This is a genomic window from Meridianimarinicoccus sp. MJW13, from assembly GCF_014901205.1.
GTDB lineage: Bacteria > Pseudomonadota > Alphaproteobacteria > Rhodobacterales > Rhodobacteraceae > Meridianimarinicoccus.
In genome coordinates, this window is sequence record NZ_JACNMU010000001.1 from 412,383 (window position 1) to 430,641 (window position 18,259).

21 protein-coding genes are annotated in these 18,259 nt (G+C 62.1%); all 21 read right to left on the minus strand.

Annotated features, from left to right (window positions below):
* Positions 1–57: 57 nt before the first annotated feature.
* Entirely contained in the window at positions 58–288 is a 231-nt protein-coding gene (rpsQ, locus tag H8B03_RS01965; protein ID WP_193139740.1) for a 30S ribosomal protein S17, read from the minus strand.
* 12 nt (positions 289–300) lie between these two features.
* Positions 301–504, minus strand: coding sequence for a 50S ribosomal protein L29 (rpmC, locus tag H8B03_RS01970; protein WP_193139742.1), 204 nt, complete (start codon positions 502–504; stop codon positions 301–303).
* Positions 505–715: 211 nt separating this feature from the next.
* A complete protein-coding gene (locus H8B03_RS01975) occupies positions 716–1,336 on the minus strand; it encodes a TIGR02466 family protein (protein WP_193139744.1) in 621 nt (206 codons plus the stop codon).
* A gap of 35 nt (positions 1,337–1,371) precedes the next feature.
* A complete protein-coding gene (locus tag H8B03_RS01980; protein ID WP_193139746.1) occupies positions 1,372–1,872 on the minus strand; it encodes an isoprenylcysteine carboxylmethyltransferase family protein in 501 nt (166 codons plus the stop codon).
* Positions 1,873–1,966: 94 nt separating this feature from the next.
* Positions 1,967–2,563: a hypothetical protein gene (locus H8B03_RS01985; protein WP_226925633.1), complete on the minus strand. Its 597-nt coding sequence runs from the start codon at positions 2,561–2,563 to the stop codon at positions 1,967–1,969.
* A 159-nt stretch (positions 2,564–2,722) separates the two neighbouring features.
* A complete protein-coding gene (rplP, locus tag H8B03_RS01990; RefSeq protein WP_193139747.1) occupies positions 2,723–3,136 on the minus strand; it encodes a 50S ribosomal protein L16 in 414 nt (137 codons plus the stop codon).
* A 12-nt stretch (positions 3,137–3,148) separates the two neighbouring features.
* Positions 3,149–3,874, minus strand: a complete 726-nt coding sequence (gene rpsC / locus H8B03_RS01995; protein WP_193139749.1) for a 30S ribosomal protein S3 — start codon at positions 3,872–3,874, stop codon at positions 3,149–3,151.
* Complete coding sequence (gene rplV / locus H8B03_RS02000; RefSeq protein WP_193139751.1) at positions 3,874–4,254, minus strand: 50S ribosomal protein L22; 381 nt, start codon at positions 4,252–4,254, stop codon at positions 3,874–3,876. The genes rpsC and rplV overlap by 1 nt, the downstream gene beginning before the upstream one ends.
* 3 nt (positions 4,255–4,257) lie before the next feature.
* Positions 4,258–4,536, minus strand: a complete 279-nt coding sequence (gene rpsS / locus H8B03_RS02005) for a 30S ribosomal protein S19 (protein ID WP_193139753.1) — start codon at positions 4,534–4,536, stop codon at positions 4,258–4,260.
* 3 nt (positions 4,537–4,539) lie between these two features.
* A complete protein-coding gene (rplB, locus tag H8B03_RS02010) occupies positions 4,540–5,382 on the minus strand; it encodes a 50S ribosomal protein L2 (protein WP_193139755.1) in 843 nt (280 codons plus the stop codon).
* A gap of 170 nt (positions 5,383–5,552) precedes the next feature.
* Positions 5,553–6,173 (minus strand): YdeI family protein, encoded by a 621-nt coding sequence (locus H8B03_RS02015; RefSeq protein ID WP_193139757.1) that lies wholly within the window; start codon positions 6,171–6,173, stop codon positions 5,553–5,555.
* Between the two features lie 122 nt (positions 6,174–6,295).
* Complete coding sequence (locus tag H8B03_RS02020; RefSeq protein WP_193139759.1) at positions 6,296–6,592, minus strand: 50S ribosomal protein L23; 297 nt, start codon at positions 6,590–6,592, stop codon at positions 6,296–6,298.
* On the minus strand, positions 6,589–7,209 hold the full coding sequence (gene rplD / locus H8B03_RS02025; protein WP_193139761.1) for a 50S ribosomal protein L4: 621 nt from the start codon (positions 7,207–7,209) through the stop codon (positions 6,589–6,591). Before rplD ends, H8B03_RS02020 begins: the two co-directional genes overlap by 4 nt.
* Positions 7,206–7,949 carry a 50S ribosomal protein L3 gene (gene rplC, locus H8B03_RS02030; RefSeq protein ID WP_193140124.1) on the minus strand — a complete coding sequence of 248 codons (744 nt, stop codon included), beginning with the start codon at positions 7,947–7,949 and terminating at the stop codon, positions 7,206–7,208. The genes rplD and rplC overlap by 4 nt, the downstream gene beginning before the upstream one ends.
* Positions 7,950–7,963: 14 nt before the next feature.
* Positions 7,964–8,272 carry a 30S ribosomal protein S10 gene (gene rpsJ / locus H8B03_RS02035; RefSeq protein WP_009503373.1) on the minus strand — a complete coding sequence of 103 codons (309 nt, stop codon included), beginning with the start codon at positions 8,270–8,272 and terminating at the stop codon, positions 7,964–7,966.
* A gap of 80 nt (positions 8,273–8,352) precedes the next feature.
* The gene (gene tuf, locus H8B03_RS02040; protein ID WP_193139763.1) at positions 8,353–9,528 is read right to left on the minus strand and encodes an elongation factor Tu; all 1,176 of its coding nucleotides are present in this window, start codon (positions 9,526–9,528) and stop codon (positions 8,353–8,355) included.
* An 87-nt stretch (positions 9,529–9,615) separates the two neighbouring features.
* The gene (gene fusA, locus H8B03_RS02045) at positions 9,616–11,733 is read right to left on the minus strand and encodes an elongation factor G (protein ID WP_193139765.1); all 2,118 of its coding nucleotides are present in this window, start codon (positions 11,731–11,733) and stop codon (positions 9,616–9,618) included.
* A 27-nt stretch (positions 11,734–11,760) separates the two neighbouring features.
* On the minus strand, positions 11,761–12,231 hold the full coding sequence (rpsG, locus tag H8B03_RS02050; protein WP_193139767.1) for a 30S ribosomal protein S7: 471 nt from the start codon (positions 12,229–12,231) through the stop codon (positions 11,761–11,763).
* Positions 12,232–12,243: 12 nt separating this feature from the next.
* Positions 12,244–12,615, minus strand: a complete 372-nt coding sequence (gene rpsL / locus H8B03_RS02055; protein ID WP_008331617.1) for a 30S ribosomal protein S12 — start codon at positions 12,613–12,615, stop codon at positions 12,244–12,246.
* Between the two features lie 297 nt (positions 12,616–12,912).
* Complete coding sequence (locus H8B03_RS02060) at positions 12,913–13,827, minus strand: DMT family transporter (protein WP_193139769.1); 915 nt, start codon at positions 13,825–13,827, stop codon at positions 12,913–12,915.
* A gap of 98 nt (positions 13,828–13,925) precedes the next feature.
* Positions 13,926–18,179: a DNA-directed RNA polymerase subunit beta' gene (gene rpoC / locus H8B03_RS02065; protein ID WP_193139771.1), complete on the minus strand. Its 4,254-nt coding sequence runs from the start codon at positions 18,177–18,179 to the stop codon at positions 13,926–13,928.
* Positions 18,180–18,259 lie beyond the last annotated feature (80 nt).

The window sequence follows — 18,259 nt, forward strand, 5'->3', positions numbered from 1 at the left end:
TGGGACCGCTTTACAGACATAGGCCCCAGGGTTTCGATGAAACCGGTTGGCGTGACCTTAAGCGGTCACGACCTCCCAGCGTTTGGTCTTCGACTTCGGCGCACATTCCTGGATGCGAACGAAATCGCCTTCCTTGAACGTGTTGGCCTCGTCGTGGGCCCGGTACTTCTTCGATTTCCGGATGGTCTTCTGAAGAACCGGGTGCTTGAACCGACGTTCTACCGATACGGTGACGGTCTGGTCGTTCTTGGCGCTGGTCACAGTGCCGGACAGGATACGCTTGGGCATGTCTAAGGCTCCTTATTCGGCGGCTGCAGCAGCGGCTTTTTCGTTCAGCACGGTCATCACACGCGCGATGTCACGACGGACAACGCGGGTACGCGCGGTGTTTTCCATGGCGCCCGTGGCGCTCTGGAAGCGGAGGTTGAAGGCCTCCTTTTTCAGCGCGGCCAGCTCGTCACGGAGCTGATCGGGCGTCTTGTCACGCAGTTCAGTGGCGTTCATGCGCCGTTCCTTTCTCAATACACCAGCAAGCCCCTGACGGTTGGTTCAGGGTCACCCGAAGCCCGGTGGTTGAATGGCAATAACCACGAATCCCGCAAGCGGGAATCCGTGAGATGGCGCTGCCTACAAGACGGGGGCTTTGGTGGCAAGGGAGAATGTGGAAAACAGCCAGTGAGGCCGCGTCCGGGCGATCAAACGGGCAACTTGTGCCCTATTCCCATCCGTAGTTGAAGCTCACGCTGATCCGTTCGTCCTCGGCCATGTTCATCGGCACCTCGTGGCGCAGCCAGCTTTCCCACAGCAGCACGTCGCCGACCGTTGGCTTGGCGTAGACGAAGGTCTGCAACTCGCGCCGGGCCTGTTTCGCGCGCGCTGGCGCGGCCATCATGCGGGCGGATCGCGGATCTTCCAGCTTCAGCGCGCTGGCCCCTTCCGGCATCGCCACATATGTCGTGCCCGAGATCACCGAATGCGGATGGATGTGCGAGGCGTGCATGCCGCCCTCGGGCAGGATGTTGATCCAGATGTCTTCCAGCTTCAGCGCGCGGCCGTCCAGATCGAACTCCAGATCCCTGGCGAATTCCGCCACATGCAGATCAAGGGTTGCCACCACATCGGCAAAGATCGGAAACCGCCACGGCAGGTCGGTCAGCGAGGCATAGGAGGTGTAGCCGGGATAGCCGTTTTCCTCGCACCAGTCCTGCCCGGCCTCGTCATCCTGCGCGATGACCATGCAGGAGGATTCCAGTTCGGCCGGATCGACGGGTGTTCCGAACTCCGACAGGGCGGCGCGATACAGGCGGGTGACAAAGAGGGATTCGATGGTAGGCATGCGGTGATCTCCTGTGGCCGCACCACTGCCGGTCGTCACAACCAGCGCCGGGTCCGGCGTCGGTAGTCTTGGTATTCCTCTGCAAACCGTTCGGCAAGATAACGTTCCTCGGGCCGGATCATCCAGACCTCGAGTATCGCACAGGCCAGCAGTGTCGTGGCGATGAGCCACCAGGATTCCAGCGCCAGCGCCCCGCCGATCCCGGCCAGCGCTGCCCCCAGATAGTTCGGATTGCGCGACCAGGCGAAGGGTCCGGTGGTGACAAGCCGCGTCGTCGCAGCCCCCGGCAGCGACGGCTGGTCTGCCTTGTCCAGTTCCGTCTTGGCGCGGTGGATCAGCCAGAACCCGAACAGGAACAGCCCGACCCCTAACACACCTCCAGTCACACGCCAGAGCGGGAGCGTGGTCGGCCAGACCCATTCAAGGACAAGCCCCAATCCCAGCAACGGAAACAGGACCACATCCGAGATTTTCCACGGATGGCCATGGGCGCCTGCATCCTGTGCTGAAGGGCCGTCTTTGAAGGGATTGGTCATGCACGCAATGCCGGATGTGGTGACAGAAGTGCGGCCTTGATAGCAGCCCTGTTCCGCACGCCCAAGCCTTGCCCCACCCGTACGCGATCAGGGGTCAGTTTTGCGCCCGCTCCATCATCATCATGTGGACGGCATGCATCCCTTGGTCCGCCATGCGCGTGACCTCGGCTGCATGGGTCTGCAGGGCCGCGACCACCTCGGGATCGGTCGAGGTCTGGATGACGACGATCTCGTCCTGGGTCGTCTCGATGGTCGAGGTGATGCTGTCCCCGCGCAGAAAGAAGATGTCCAGGGTCGGGCTCTGGATATAGATCTGCGGATCGTCTGCGGCTTCCACCCGGCCGATCATGCCGACCACATGGCTGATCAGCGCCTCGGCCACCATGGGATCCGAGGCGCGGGTCACGGTGCGGATGCCATCGGGCAGCAATTCAACCTCGCGGCTCAGCGTATCGAAATGGTGGAACAGGACCTGCAATTCCGCGCTTTCCTGCGGCGTCGCGTTGTCGCCGCGCAGCCCCGGCATCACGCGCATGTCGTGGCCGGTGCCATCGGCGCCATGATGCTGCATCCTGTGCCCGCCCTGCCCCATCTGGGCGGCGGAGGGTACCGCCACCAGGGTCAGACCCGCCAGTGCAATGGCCATGACGGGGCCTGCCCCGCGCGCTTTTCCCATGATCGGATGTCTCATGCCTTGGCTCCTTCTGATCGGGCAGAGCCTAGGGCGAAAGCCGGAAGATTAAAACATCGAAATGCTGGAATGTAGCCTGAACGCAGGCCAAACGAAAAGACCCCCGCCGATCGCTCGACAGGGGTCCATTTCCCAGGACGGGGATCACCCCGCCGCCGCTTACCAGTCCTCGCGGACCACCACGCGGGTCTTGATCGGCAGCTTCATCGCCGCAAGGCGCAGGGCCTCGCGGGCGACGGCTTCGCTGACGCCGTCGATCTCGAACATGATCCGACCCGGCTTGACCTTGGCTGCCCAGAAGTCGACCGAACCCTTACCTTTACCCATCCGGACTTCGGTGGGTTTGGAGGTCACGGCCACATCCGGGAAGATGCGGATCCAGACACGGCCCTGACGCTTCATCTGACGCGTCATGGCACGGCGTGCGGCTTCGATCTGACGTGCGGTAACACGCTCCGGCTGCAGGGCCTTCAGGCCGTAGGTTCCGAACGCGAGGTCCGAACCGCCCTTGGCTTGACCGTGGATACGGCCTTTGTGCTGCTTGCGGAATTTTGTACGCTTTGGCTGAAGCATTTGTCGCTCTCCTTAGCGGTCGCGGTCGCGACGGCCACCGCCGCCTGCGCCACGGGGGGCAGGACCATCCTGAAGCTCGGCCGCCTTGCGGTCACGCGCCTGAGGATCATGTTCCATGATCTCGCCTTTGAAGATCCAGCACTTGATGCCGATGATGCCATACGGCGTGACGGCTTCGACCAGTGCATAGTCCACGTCGGCCCGCAGGGTGTGCAAAGGCACGCGGCCTTCACGATACCATTCGGTCCGCGCGATCTCTGCACCGCCCAGACGGCCGGCGACGTTCAGACGAATGCCCAGGGCGCCCATCCGCATCGAGTTCTGCACGGCGCGCTTCATGGCGCGGCGGAAAGACACCCGGCGCTCCAGCTGCTGCGCGACGTTCTCGGCGACCAGACGTGCGTCCAGTTCCGGCTTGCGAACCTCGACGATGTTCAGGTGCACTTCGCTGTCGGTCATCTTGGCCAGCTTCTTGCGAAGCAGCTCGATATCCGCGCCTTTCTTGCCGATGATCACACCCGGACGCGCCGAGTGAATGGTCACGCGGCACTTCTTGTGCGGACGCTCGATGATGATGCGGCTGATGCCGGCCTGCTTGCATTCCTTGAAGATGAATTCGCGAATGCGAACATCTTCCAGAAGCATGTCGCCGAAGTCCTTGCTGTCGGCGTACCAGCGGCTGTCCCAGGTCCGGTTGACCTGCAGGCGCATGCCGACGGGATTGACTTTGTTACCCATTAGGCTTGCTCCTCGATCTGGCGGACCTTGATGGTCAGTTCCGAGAACGGCTTGATGATCTTGCCGAACCGGCCACGGGCACGCGGGCGACCGCGCTTCATGGTCAGGTTCTTGCCGACATAGGCTTCGGCGACGACCAGCTCGTCCACGTCCAGGTTGTGGTTGTTCTCGGCGTTGGCGATGGCGGACTGAAGACATTTCTTCACGTCGCCAGCGATCCGCTTGTTCGAGAAGGTGAGATCGGTCAGTGCCTTCTCGACCTTCTTGCCGCGGATCATCTGCGCAACCAGGTTCAGTTTCTGCGGGCTGGTCCGAAGCATGCGCGTTTTCGCCATTGCTTCGTTTTCAGCCACGCGGCGGGGATTCTTTGCCTTGCCCATGACTTACTTCCGCTTCGCTTTCTTGTCCGCCGCGTGACCGTAATAGGTCCGGGTCGGAGAATATTCGCCGAACTTCTGGCCGATCATGTCCTCGGACACGGCAACCGGAATGTGTTTCTTGCCGTTGTAGACGGCGAAAGTCAGACCCACGAACTGGGGCAGAATGGTCGAACGACGCGACCAGATCTTGATGACTTCGTTCTTGCCGCTTTCGCGGACTTTCTCGGCCTTCTTCAGCACGTAGCTGTCAACGAAAGGCCCTTTCCAAACGGAGCGTGCCATATGTTAGCGGCCCTTCTTCTTGGCGTGACGCGAGCGGATGATAAGCTTCTGCGACGCCTTGTTGGTGTCACGGGTGCGGGCACCCTTGGTCGGCTTGCCCCAGGGGGTCACCGGGTGACGGCCACCCGAAGTCCGGCCTTCACCACCACCATGGGGGTGATCGATCGGGTTCATGACGACACCACGGACCGACGGACGCTTGCCCTTGTGGCGCATACGACCGGCTTTACCGTAGTTCTGGTTGGAGTTGTCGGGGTTCGACACGGCACCGACAGTGGCCATGCATTCCTGACGCACCAGGCGCAGTTCGCCCGAGCTGAGGCGGATCTGGGCGTAGCCACCGTCACGGCCGACGAACTGGGCGTAGGTGCCCGCGGCGCGTGCGATCTGACCGCCCTTGCCCGGCTTCAGTTCGATGTTGTGAACGATGGTCCCGATCGGCATGCCCGAGAACGGCATCGCGTTGCCCGGCTTGATATCGGCCTTCTCGGTCGAGACGACCTTGTCGCCAATCGCCAGACGCTGCGGGGCCAGGATATAGGCCTGCTCGCCGTCGGTATAGGTGATCAGGGCGATGAACGCGGTCCGGTTCGGGTCGTATTCGATCCGGGTGACAACGCCTTCGACGTCGAACTTGCGACGCTTGAAATCGACGATGCGATAGAGACGCTTCGCGCCACCACCACGGCGGCGAGAGGTGATCCGTCCGGTGTTGTTCCGGCCGCCCGACTTGGTCAGACCCTCGGTGAGGGATTTGACCGGGCGCCCTTTCCAGAGCTCCGAACGGTCGATCAGAACCAGCCCACGCTGGCCAGGCGTCGTCGGTTTGTACGACTTGAGTGCCATGCTTTCTGTCTTCCGTTGTTGGCGGGACGCAAGCGCCCCTGGCTAAAGGCCCCCGAAGGTGCCCGAATTCATAAAAACCATCAGCCCCGGACGAATCCGGGGCCGATTGGATGGTTCCCTCTAAAGGAGCCTCAGGGGAGGGTCAAGCGCGGGCCCGGAAAAACCTGACCTCAGCGTTCAAGGGCCCCCTTGCCTGCCAAAATCCCGGGGCGAAATCTGGCAATTCGGGCCACTCGGGTTTCCGGCTTCTTGGCGGAATTCAGGGCAATGGCATAGCTGCGTTGGCGCCCCGGCGTCAGATTTGAAAACGCCTCTGCCAACTCTGGATCCTCCGTCAGCGCATCTTCCAGTTCCACCGGTAGATCCAGTGTTCGCACGACTTTGGGCGCCCTGATGCCGCGCTCTGCATAGCCCTTGGCCTCCTCCAGATAGGCGCGCAGAAGGCTCTCTCGGTCCCGCACCCCGGCGGCGGAAGTAAAAACCACCGTGTCGGGGTTCTGGGTATTCGGCCCCCGGCGTTGCAGAATGCCAGCCGGATCTTTCAACAACGCGGCGTTGAAGAAGGTCAACCGGAAATCTTCCCGGAAAGCACCCATCAGAACGATATTGCGGCTTGCGTGAATATAGCAGGGATGCCCCCATTTCACGGCTTCCCCAAGACCTGCTTGCAGACAGATCCGTCTCAGAGACGCCAGCCCCTCGGCCCAGTGGTGCGCGGAACACGCCGGCGTATCGAACCGTGAACACCGTCCGCAACCACGCGTGAAAAAGTCCTCAACCTCGGTGATCATGGCCTGCCTTCCCAGTCTCGGGCCACCCTACCCCCACAATTCCCCGGAGCAAAAGAAAAGCCCCCGCATCGCTGCGAGGGCCTTTCCGATTTCGTAGGGCGGGGTTCACCCCGCCGTCCCGATCACAGACCGGTGGAGACGTCGATCGTGTTGCCCTCTTCGAGCGTCACATAGGCTTTCTTGACGTCCTTGCGCTTGCCCAGCATGCCGCGGAAACGCTTGACCTTGCCCTTGGTGATGGTCGTGTTGACGGCCTTCACCTTGACGTTGAACAGGGTCTCGACGGCTTCCTTGATCATCGGCTTGTTGGCGTCGATGGCCACTTCGAAGACAACCGCGTTGGCCTCGGAGGCCATGGTCGCTTTCTCGGTGACGATCGGCTTGCGGATCACGTCGTAGAGTTCGGCTTTGGTGCTCATTTCAGGCGCGCCTCCAGCGCTTCGACACCCGCTTTCGTGATCACCAGGGTGTCACGCTTCAGGATGTCATAGACATTGGCGCCCATCGACGGCAGCACGTCCAGACCTTCGATGTTGGACGCAGCGCGCGCGAAGTTCGCGTTCACTTCTGCCCCATCGATGATCAGGGCGCGTTTCCAGCCCAGGTTCTTGACCGCAGTGGCCAGAGCCTTGGTCTTGCCCGCGTCCAGAGCCGCGTCCTCGATCACAACCAGGTTGCCCGACTGTGCCTTCGCCGACAGGGCGTGCTTCAGGCCCAGAGCGCGGACCTTCTTCGGCAGATCGTGCGCGTGGCTGCGCGGGGTCGGACCCTTGTAGATACCGCCCTTGCGGAAGATCGGTGCGTTCCGGTCACCGTGGCGTGCGCCGCCGGTGCCCTTCTGGCGATAGATCTTCTTGGTCGAATAGCTGGTCTCGGACCGGGTCTTGACCTTGTGGGTGCCGGCCTGCGCCTTGTTGCGCTGCCAACGGACCACACGCTGCAGGATATCTGCGCGCGGCTCCAGGCCGAAGATGTCGTCATTCAGATCGACATCGCCCGCTTCAGAAGCGTCGAGCTTGATCACTTGCGCTTTCATTCTACCGCACCTCCTTCAGGGGCTTCAGCCGGAGCTTCTGCCGGTGCTTCGGTCGCCGCAGCTTCCACCACTTTCAGGGCAGCCGGGAACGGCACGCCATCGGGCAGTTTCTTCTTCACGGCATCCTTGATGGTGACCCAGCCGCCTTTCGAACCCGGCACCGCGCCCTTGACCATGATCAGGCCACGGTCGGCATCGGTCCGAACCACTTCCAGGTTCTGGGTGGTGACACGGGCAGCGCCCATGTGACCGGCCATCTTCTTGCCTTTGAACACCTTGCCGGGATCCTGACACTGGCCGGTCGAACCGTGCGAACGGTGCGAGATCGACACGCCGTGCGAGGCGCGCAGGCCGCCGAAGTTGTGCCGCTTCATGGCACCGGCAAAGCCTTTACCGATCGAGGTGCCGGACACATCGACCTTCTGGCCTTCGACGAAATGGTCAGCCGAAATCTCGGCGCCCACGTCGATCAGGTTTTCCGGGGCCACGCGGAATTCCACCAGCTTGCGCTTGGGGGCCACTTTCGCAACAGCGAAATGACCGCGCATGGCCTGGCTCACACGTTTGGCCTTGGCCGTGCCGGCGCCCAGCTGAACCGCGGTGTAGCCATCGCGTTCAGTGGTCCGCTGGTCAACGACCTGCAGGTTGTCGAGTTGAAGAACGGTCACGGGGATCTGCTTCCCGTCCTCCATGAACAGGCGGGTCATGCCCACCTTTTTCGCAATAACGCCAGAGCGCATCATGTCTGCCCTCCTCAAACCTTGATTTCGACGTCAACGCCGGCCGCGAGGTCGAGCTTCATCAGCGCGTCCACGGTCTGCGGGGTCGGGTCAACAATGTCGAGCAGGCGTTTGTGCGTGCGGATCTCGAACTGGTCACGAGATTTCTTGTTCACGTGCGGACCACGCAGAACGGTGAATTTCTCGATCTTGTTCGGCAGCGGGATCGGCCCGCGCACGGTTGCGCCCGTCCGTTTGGCGGTATTGACGATCTCCTGGGTGCTGGCATCCAGAACCCGATAGTCAAACGCCTTCAGCCGGATGCGAATGTTTTGGCTTTGCATTCTTGTCGCCTTTCGCGGCACAGAAAAGAGAGGTGGAGCGCCCATTATCGGGCGCCCCACAGTCATTCCCGAAGGTCTTGTTACTCGATGATTTTCGACACCACGCCAGCGCCGACCGTGCGGCCGCCTTCGCGGATGGCGAAGCGGAGTTTTTCTTCCATCGCGATCGGGGCGATCAACTCGACCTCGAACTTCAGGTTGTCACCCGGCATCACCATCTCGGTGCCTTCCGGCAGCGTCACGGTGCCGGTCACATCCGTGGTGCGGAAGTAGAACTGCGGACGGTAGTTCGCGAAGAACGGCGTGTGACGGCCGCCTTCTTCCTTGGTCAGGATATAGGCCTCGGCTTCGAACTTGGTGTGCGGGGTCACGGAACCCGGCTTGCAGAGAACCTGCCCGCGCTCCACGCCTTCACGGTCGATGCCGCGCAGCAGCGCGCCGATGTTGTCGCCCGCTTCACCACGGTCCAGCAGCTTGCGGAACATTTCCACACCGGTGCAGGTGGTGGTGGTGGTGTCGCGGATGCCCACGATCTCGATGCTGTCGCCGACGTTGATCACGCCACGCTCGACACGCCCCGTAACCACGGTGCCGCGGCCCGAGATCGAGAACACGTCTTCGATCGGCATCAGGAACGGCTGGTCCACGGCGCGGTCCGGGGTCGGGATGTACTCATCCACGGCCGCCATCAGTTCGCGGATCTTGTTCTCGCCGATTTCCGGATCACGGCCTTCCATCGCGGCCAGCGCCGAGCCGGCGATGATCGGGATCTCGTCGCCCGGGTACTCGTAGCTTTCCAGCAGTTCGCGGATTTCCATTTCCACGAGCTCCAGCAGCTCCTCGTCGTCCACCTGGTCGACCTTGTTCATGAACACGACCATCTTCGGGATGCCAACCTGGCGGCCCAGCAGGATGTGCTCGCGGGTCTGGGGCATCGGGCCGTCGGCCGCGTTCACCACCAGGATCGCGCCGTCCATCTGCGCGGCACCGGTGATCATGTTCTTCACATAGTCGGCGTGGCCGGGGCAGTCGACGTGCGCGTAGTGGCGGTCGTCGGTCTCGTATTCCACGTGCGCGGTCGAGATGGTGATGCCACGGGCCTTCTCTTCCGGCGCGCCGTCGATCTGGTCGTAGGCTTTGAAATCACCGAAATACTTGGTGATCGCCGCGGTCAGCGTCGTCTTGCCGTGGTCAACGTGGCCGATCGTGCCAATGTTCACGTGCGGCTTGCTGCGGTCAAACTTTTCCTTTGCCATGATGGCCTCCTGCTATCTTTTTACGGTCGGCGGGGTGAGCCCCGCCCTACGGTGGGTGGTAGGGCGGGGTTAACCCCGCCGTCCCGATCAGGCGTATTTTGCCTGGATCTCGTCGCTGATGTTCTGCGGCACCGGATCATAGTGATCGAACTGCATCGAGAAGTTTGCCCGGCCCGAAGACATGGACCGCAGCGTATTGATGTAGCCGAACATGTTGGCCAGCGGCACGAAGGCGTCGATCGCGATCGCGTTGCCGCGGGTGTCCTGACCCTGCACCTGACCCCGACGGGACGTCAGGTCGCCGATGATGCCACCGGTGTATTCTTCCGGCGTGATCACTTCGACCTTCATGATCGGTTCCAGCAACTTGGCACCGGCACGGCGCATGCCTTCGCGCATACACATCCGGCCCGCGATTTCGAACGCCAGAACACTGGAGTCCACATCGTGGAACTTGCCGTCGATCAGCGCGACCTTGAAATCGATGACGGGGAAGCCGGCCAGCGGGCCGCTATCCATAACCGATTTGATGCCCTTTTCGACGCCAGGAATGTATTCCTTCGGAATGGCGCCACCAACGATCTTGCTCTCGAACGAGAAGCCTTCGCCAGGCTCTGTCGGGGAAATGACCATCTTGACTTCGGCGAACTGACCCGAACCACCCGACTGCTTCTTGTGGGTGTAGGTGTGCTCGACCTCGTGACCGATGGTCTCGCGGTAGGCCACCTGCGGCGCGCCGATGTTGGCTTCGACCTTGAATTCGCGCTTCAGACGATCCACCAGGATGTCGAGGTGAAGTTCGCCCATGCCCTTCATGATGGTCTGACCCGATTCCAGGTCGGTTTCCACGCGGAAGGACGGGTCTTCAGCGGCCAGACGGGCCAGACCCTGGGACATCTTCTCCTGGTCGGCCTTGGTTTTCGGCTCGACCGCGATCTCGATCACCGGATCCGGGAAGGTCATGGTTTCCAGAACCACCGGATCCTTGGCGTCACACAGGGTATCGCCCGTGGTGGTGTCTTTCAGACCCGCCAGCGCGATGATGTCGCCTGCGAAGGCTTCATCGATTTCTTCGCGGTTGTTCGAGTGCATCATCATCATCCGACCGATGCGCTCTTTGCGGCCCTTGGTCGAGTTCAGGATCGAGTCACCCTTGTTCATCTTGCCCGAATAGATCCGGGTGAAGGTCAGCGAACCGACGAAGGGGTCGTTCATGATCTTGAACGCCAGACCGGCGAACGGCATGTTGTCATCCGCACGGCGCGGGATGTCGCGCACTTCTTCCTCGTCGCCCGGCTTGAAGCCCATGTAGTCGACCACGTCCAGCGGGCTGGGCAGATAGTCGATCACGGCGTTCAGCAGCGGCTGGACACCCTTGTTCTTGAACGCCGAACCGCCCAGAACCGGAACGAAAGCCATGGCCAGAGTGCCCTTGCGCAGCAGTTTGCGCAGGGTTGCCACATCGGGCTCTTCGCCTTCGAGGTAGGCTTCCATCGCGTCGTCGTCCATGTCGACGGCCGCTTCGATCATCTTGCCGCGCCACTCTTCAGCCACGTCTTTCAGGCTGTCGCGGATATCGACCTTCTCCCAGGACGCGCCCAGATCTTCACCTTTCCACAGCCACTCTTTCATGGTGACCAGGTCGATGAGGCCTTCCAGCTCGTTCTCGGCGCCGATGGGCAGAGCCACCGGAACAGCAACCGCGCCGGTGCGATCTTCGATCATGCGCACGCAGTTGAAGAAGTCGGCGCCGATCTTGTCCATCTTGTTGACGAAAACGATGCGCGGAACCTTGTAGCGATCGGCCTGACGCCAGACGGTTTCGGTCTGCGGCTCGACACCGGCGTTGGCGTCCAGAACACAGACGGCACCGTCGAGAACCGCCAGCGAGCGTTCGACTTCGATGGTGAAGTCAACGTGGCCGGGGGTGTCGATGATGTTCAGGCGGTGCTTCGGGGTGTCGGCTGTTACGCCGTCCTCGGTGCGCTCCCAGAAGGTGGTGGTTGCAGCCGAGGTGATGGTGATGCCCCGCTCCTGCTCCTGTTCCATCCAGTCCATTGTCGCCGCGCCATCGTGCACTTCGCCGAGGTTGTGGGACTTGCCGGTGTAGAACAGGATACGCTCAGAGCAGGTGGTCTTGCCTGCATCAATGTGCGCCATGATACCGAAGTTGCGGTACCGGTCGAGGGGATAATCGCGAGCCATGGGTTCGGTCCTTAGGCGGAGTATTGTTTACCAGCGGTAATGGCTGAACGCTTTGTTGGCGTCGGCCATCTTGTGGGTGTCTTCACGCTTTTTCACAGCGGTGCCGCGGCCATTCACGGCGTCGATCAGTTCGCCGGCCAGGCGCTCTTCCATCGTGTTCTCGTTGCGCTTGCGGGCAGCGATGATCAACCAGCGGATGGCCAAGGCCTCACGGCGCTCGGGGCGCACTTCGACGGGCACCTGGTAGGTGGCACCACCCACACGACGCGACCGCACTTCGACCGACGGCTGGATGTTTTCCAGAGCTTCGTGGAAAACCTCGACAGGGGCCTTCTTCAGCTTGGCTTCAACCCGGTCGAAGGCATTGTAGACAATGCGCTCGGCGGCGGACTTCTTGCCGTCGACCATCAGGTTGTTCATGAATTTGGTCAGCACGCGATCGCCATATTTGGCGTCGGGCAGGACTTCGCGCTTTTCGGCAGCGTGACGGCGGGACATGTGCGTCTCTCCTTACTTGGGGCGCTTGGCGCCGTATTTCGAGCGGCGCTGCTTACGGTCTTTGACGCCCTGGGTATCCAGAACACCGCGCAGGATGTGATAACGGACACCGGGAAGGTCTTTTACACGGCCGCCACGGATCAGGACCACCGAGTGTTCCTGAAGGTTGTGGCTTTCACCCGGAATGTAGCTGATGACTTCATAGCCGTTGGTCAGACGCACCTTGGCCACCTTCCGCATGGCCGAGTTCGGCTTTTTGGGCGTGGTGGTGTAGACGCGCGTGCAGACGCCGCGCTTCTGGGGGCAGGATTCCAAGTGCTGCGACTTGGAGCGTTTCACTTTCGGCTGCCGCGGTTTGCGGATCAGCTGTTGGATCGTTGGCATTCCGGTTCGTACTCCGCTTTGCTCATCGTTCGTCTTGTCGGTGCACGCCAAGACGACGCGCGGTTCATTTCTTATCTCGTGGCGCTGCCCGATTGATATACGGACAAGCGAAAAAGCCGCTCCCGCCTCCTGCATTCAGGGGCGATGCGGCGGGTTCCAGAGGATCGGAGCGCCAAGCGTTCGGATCATGACCACGACTAATCTTGGGTCAGGACAGGGAAAACCCCACCCGATTGCGCGGCGTATAGACAGAGTCGCAGGGGGTGTCAACATCCAGCGGGCGCTCTGCGCGCCGGATCACGTCTGACGGCTGCGTCGGCGGGCCTGATGCTCGCGATACAGGGTGAATCCGCCGGTGGCGAGCACGATCGCCGCCCCGACCAGGGTCAGCAGATCCGGGCGTTCGCCAAGGAACAGCACGCCCAGCAGAAGCGCCCACAGCAGGCCGGTGTAGCGGAAGGGCATGACAAAGGCGATCTCGCCCACCTGCATGCAGCGCACCGCCAGGATATAGGCCGCCGCCGAGAACACCGCCGCCGCCACAATCCCCACCCACAGCGACGGGGTCGGCATCTGCCAGGTCACCGCCGGGCTGATCACCGCCGCCGCCAGCAAAACCGCGATGGCGCCGCACAGCGCTGTCAGAATCGGAGAGAAATGCGCCGGAACGCGGCGCGCGGCCAGATCGCGCAGCGTAAACCCGGCCACCGCCGACAGGCCCGCCAGTGACCAGATGTCAAAAACCTCGGTGCCGGGCCGGATGATGATCATCACCCCGCCAAAACCGATCAGGATCGCCACCAGACGGCGCCAGCCTATCGGCTCTTTCAGGAACACCGCCCCGGCCAGCGCCACCGACAGCGGCCCGGCCTGGATGATCGCGGTAAATGTGGACAGGCTCAGGTGCTGCAACGAGATCAGCACGCTGAAGGCGGTCCAGATTTCGGCAAAACTGCGCAGGGCGACCAGTGCCCAGCCCCGGCGTTCCAGACGGAAAAGCTGGACAAGGATGCCGCCGTGGATGGCCAGCGCCAGCAGGATCAGCGCGGTCAAGCCACCGCGCAAAACCAGGATCTGCGCGACCGGCAGGGTCCCGGCCATGGCCCGCATGCAGGCGTCATTGCCGACGAAGGCCGCCATCGAGAGGGTCATCAGGAAGGCGCCGCGCAGGTTGCGGCTGGCAACAGAGCTGTCTTCGGCCAAAGCAGGCACGGCAGGGTTCCCTGGATCGTCAGGCCAGCCGCGAAAGCCGACCAATGAAAAACCCCGCCCTGTTCCGGGCGGGGTTCCTTGTGCGTGTCAGCGGGCGATCAGAGCTCGCCGCGCTCCGGTGTGTCCACCAGGGTGTCGCCGGGTGCATCCCCAAAGACATCGCCCAGACCTTCGCCTTCCGGCGCCTGCAGCGCCAGCGCCGCTTCGGCCTCGGCCTGCTTCTGTTCGATGACCTTCTGGTCGCGCTCGCCGGCAATGCGGCGCACGCGCTGGCTGGCACCGCCGGTGCCCGCCGGGATCAGACGGCCCACGATGACGTTTTCCTTCAGACCGATCAGCTTGTCGCGCTTGCCCTGAACCGAAGCTTCGGTCAGCACGCGGGTGGTCTCCTGGAAGGACGCCGCCGAGATGAACGAGCGGGTCTGCAGCGAGGCCTTGGTGATCCCCAGAAGGATCGGCTCCGCCTCGGCCGGGCGACGTCCGTCGGCCAGCGCCTTTTCATTCATTTCGTCCAGCTCGGCCTTGTCGACATGCTCGCCCTTCAGCAGCGTGGTCTCGCCGCTGTCGAGGATCTCGAACTTCTGCAGCATCTGCCGCACGATCACCTCGATGTGCTTGTCGTTGATCTTCACGCCCTGCAGGCGATAGACGTCCTGCACTTCGTTGATCAGGTAGTCGGCCAGCGCCTCGATGCCCATGATCCGCAGGATGTCGTGCGGCGCGGGGTTGCCATCCATGATGTAGTCGCCCTTCTGGACGAAATCGCCCTCGACGACCGGGATGTGCTTGCCCTTGGGCACCATGTATTCCACCGGCTCCAGATTCTCATCTGCAGGCTCGATCGAGATACGGCGCTTGTTCTTGTAGTCGCGGCCAAAGCGGACGTAGCCGTCGATCTCGGCGATGATGGCGTGGTCCTTCGGACGGCGGGCTTCGAAAAGCTCGGCCACCCGCGGCAGACCCCCGGTGATGTCCTTGGTCTTGGCGCCTTCGCGCGGGATCCGCGCAACGACGTCGCCCACATGAACATCCTGGCTTTCTTCGATCGACAGGATCGCGTCCACCGACATCGGATAGCTGACCGGGTTGCCGGCATCGTTGCGTACCGGTTCGCCGGTCTCGGGATCCATGATGATGATCTCGGGCTTCAGGTCGCTGCCTTTCGGCGCCGACCGCCAATCCGAGACGATCTTCTGGGTCATGCCCGTGGCATCGTCGGTATCTTCGCGCACCGAGATGCCCGAAACCAGATCGACGAATTTCGCCTGACCGCTCTTCTCGGCGATGATGGGAAGTGTATAGGGATCCCATTCATACAGCTTGTCGCCGCGGCCAACGGCGGCCCCGTCCTTGACCAGGATCTTGGTGCCGTAGCCGATCTTGAAGCTGGCCCGCTCCTCGCCGTCGTCGCCGATGATCGCCATCTGCATGTTCCGGCCAATGACGATGGCTTCGCCACTGGAGTTGGTCACGAGCGCCGGGTTGCGGAACTCGATCTTGCCCTCGGCACCGGCTTCCTGGAACGACTGCTGGCCACCCTGTGCGATGCCGCCGATGTGGAAGGTCCGCATCGTCAGCTGGGTGCCCGGTTCGCCGATCGACTGGGCCGCGATGATGCCCACGGCCTCGCCCTGGTTGACCAGGGTACCGCGTGCAAGGTCACGACCGTAGCAGGCCGCGCAGACGCCCTCGTCCGCTTCACAGGTCAGCGGGCTGCGGATGCGCATCTTGGCCACGCCCGCGCTTTCGATCTGATCGGCACGCCGTTCGTCGATCAATTCGCCCGCCGCCACGATCACCTCTTCGGTGCCCGGCACGTGAACGTCATCCGCGGCCACGCGGCCCAGAACACGCTCACCCAGGGTCGCCACGACTTCGCCGTCGTTGACGGCCGCCTCGGCGGTGATCGCCTTGTCGGTGCCGCAATCGTGCGACCGCACGATGCAGTCCTGCGCCACGTCCACCAGACGACGGGTCAGATAGCCCGAGTTCGCTGTCTTCAACGCGGTATCCGCAAGGCCCTTCCGGGCGCCGTGGGTCGAGTTGAAGTATTCAAGAACGGTCAGACCTTCCTTGAAGTTCGAGATGATCGGCGTTTCGATGATCGAGCCGTCGGGCTTGGCCATCAGACCGCGCATCCCGCCCAGCTGTTTCATCTGAGCGGGCGACCCCCGCGCCTTGGAGTGGGCCATCATGTAGACCGAGTTCGGTTCCTGCTCGACCCCATCCTCGACCCGCATGGCAGAGATGTCGGACATCATGGCGTCGGCCACGGTGTCAGAACACTTCGACCAGGCGTCGATGACCTTGTTGTACTTTTCGCCCTGTGTGATCAGGCCGTCCATGTACTGCTGTTCGAACTCCTTGACCTGGTCGCGCACGGCATTGACGATTGTCCACTTGCTGTCGGGGATGACCATGTCGTCCTTGCCGAAGGAAATGCCGGCCTTGAAGGCTTCGCGGAAGCCCATGGTCATGATCTGGTCACAGAAGATGACCGACTCTTTCTGACCGCAATAGCGGTAGACGGTGTCGATGACCTGCTGAACCTCGCCCTTCCGCAGAAGGCGGTTCACCAGATCGAAGGGCGCCTTGGCGTTCAGCGGCAGCAATGCCCCCAGCAAGACCCGGCCCGGCGTGGTTTCGAAGCGTTTGTAGATCTCAAGCCCGTCTTCACCGATCTGCTTGATCCGTGCGGTGATCTTGGCGTGCAGATGCACTTCGCCACTGTCCAGCGCGTGCTGCACTTCTTCCACATCGGCGAAGATCATGCCTTCGCCCTTCATGCCGGCCCGCTGCAGGGTCACATAGTACAGACCCAGAATCATGTCCTGCGACGGCACGATGATCGGCGCGCCGTTGGCGGGCGACAGAACGTTGTTAGTCGACATCATCAGGACGCGCGCTTCCAGCTGGGCCTCTAGGCTCAGCGGGACGTGCACGGCCATCTGGTCGCCGTCGAAGTCGGCGTTGAAGGCCGAACAGACCAGCGGGTGCAGCTGGATGGCCTTGCCTTCGATCAGCTTCGGCTCGAACGCCTGAATGCCCAGACGGTGCAGCGTCGGCGCCCGGTTCAGCATGACGGGATGTTCGCGGATCACTTCGTCCAGAATATCCCAGACCTCGGGACGTTCCTTTTCCACCAGTTTCTTGGCCTGCTTCACGGTGGAAGACAGCCCCTTGGCTTCAAGGCGCGAATAGATGAACGGCTTGAACAGCTCCAACGCCATTTTCTTGGGTAGACCGCACTGATGCAGTTTCAGTTCCGGCCCGGTCACGATGACCGACCGGCCCGAGAAGTCGACCCGCTTGCCCAGAAGGTTCTGGCGGAAACGACCCTGCTTGCCTTTCAGCATGTCGGACAGCGACTTCAGCGGGCGCTTGTTGGCGCCGGTGATGACGCGGCCACGGCGGCCGTTGTCGAACAGCGCATCCACGGATTCCTGCAGCATCCGCTTTTCGTTTCGGATGATGATGTCCGGTGCGCGCAACTCGATCAGCCGCTTCAGACGGTTGTTGCGGTTGATGACGCGGCGATACAGATCGTTCAGATCCGAGGTCGCGAAGCGGCCGCCATCCAGCGGCACCAGCGGACGCAGTTCCGGCGGGATGACCGGCACAACGGTCAGGATCATCCATTCCGGGCGGTTGCCGGATTCCAGGAAGCTCTCAACTACCTTCAGGCGCTTGATGATCTTCTTGGGCTTCAACTCGCCGGTGGCTTCCTTAAGGTCGTCACGCAGAGTCGTTGCTTCGGCTTCCAGATCGATCTGGGACAGCATCTCACGAATGGCTTCCGCGCCGATCCCGGCGGTGAAGGCATCCATGCCATAGGTGTCCTGGGCGTCCATGAACTCCTCTTCCGACATCAGCTGACCATAGGTCAGATCGGTGAGGCCGGGTTCGATCACCACGTAGTTTTCGAAATAGAGGATGCGTTCCAGATCGCGCAGGGTCATGTCCAGCATCAGGCCGATGCGCGACGGCAACGACTTGAGGAACCAGATGTGCGCCACCGGCGAGGCCAGTTCGATATGGCCCATCCGCTCGCGGCGGACCTTCTGCAGGGTGACTTCCACGCCGCATTTCTCGCAGACGACGCCGCGATACTTCATGCGCTTGTATTTGCCGCACAGGCATTCGTAGTCCTTGATCGGACCGAAGATGCGCGCGCAGAACAGGCCGTCACGCTCGGGCTTGAACGTGCGGTAGTTGATGGTTTCGGGCTTCTTGATCTCGCCGTAGGACCACGAGAGGATCCGTTCGGGGGAGGCCAGCGACACCTTGATCTCGTCGAATTGCTTCGGCGGGGTCAGCGGGTTGAACGGGTTGGTCGAGAGTTCCTGGTTCATTGAGTTTCCTCAGAATACGGGCGTTTTGGGGGAGTGAAGGCGGAGAGATCCCCGCCCTGCCGGGCTGCGTAGGGCGGGGT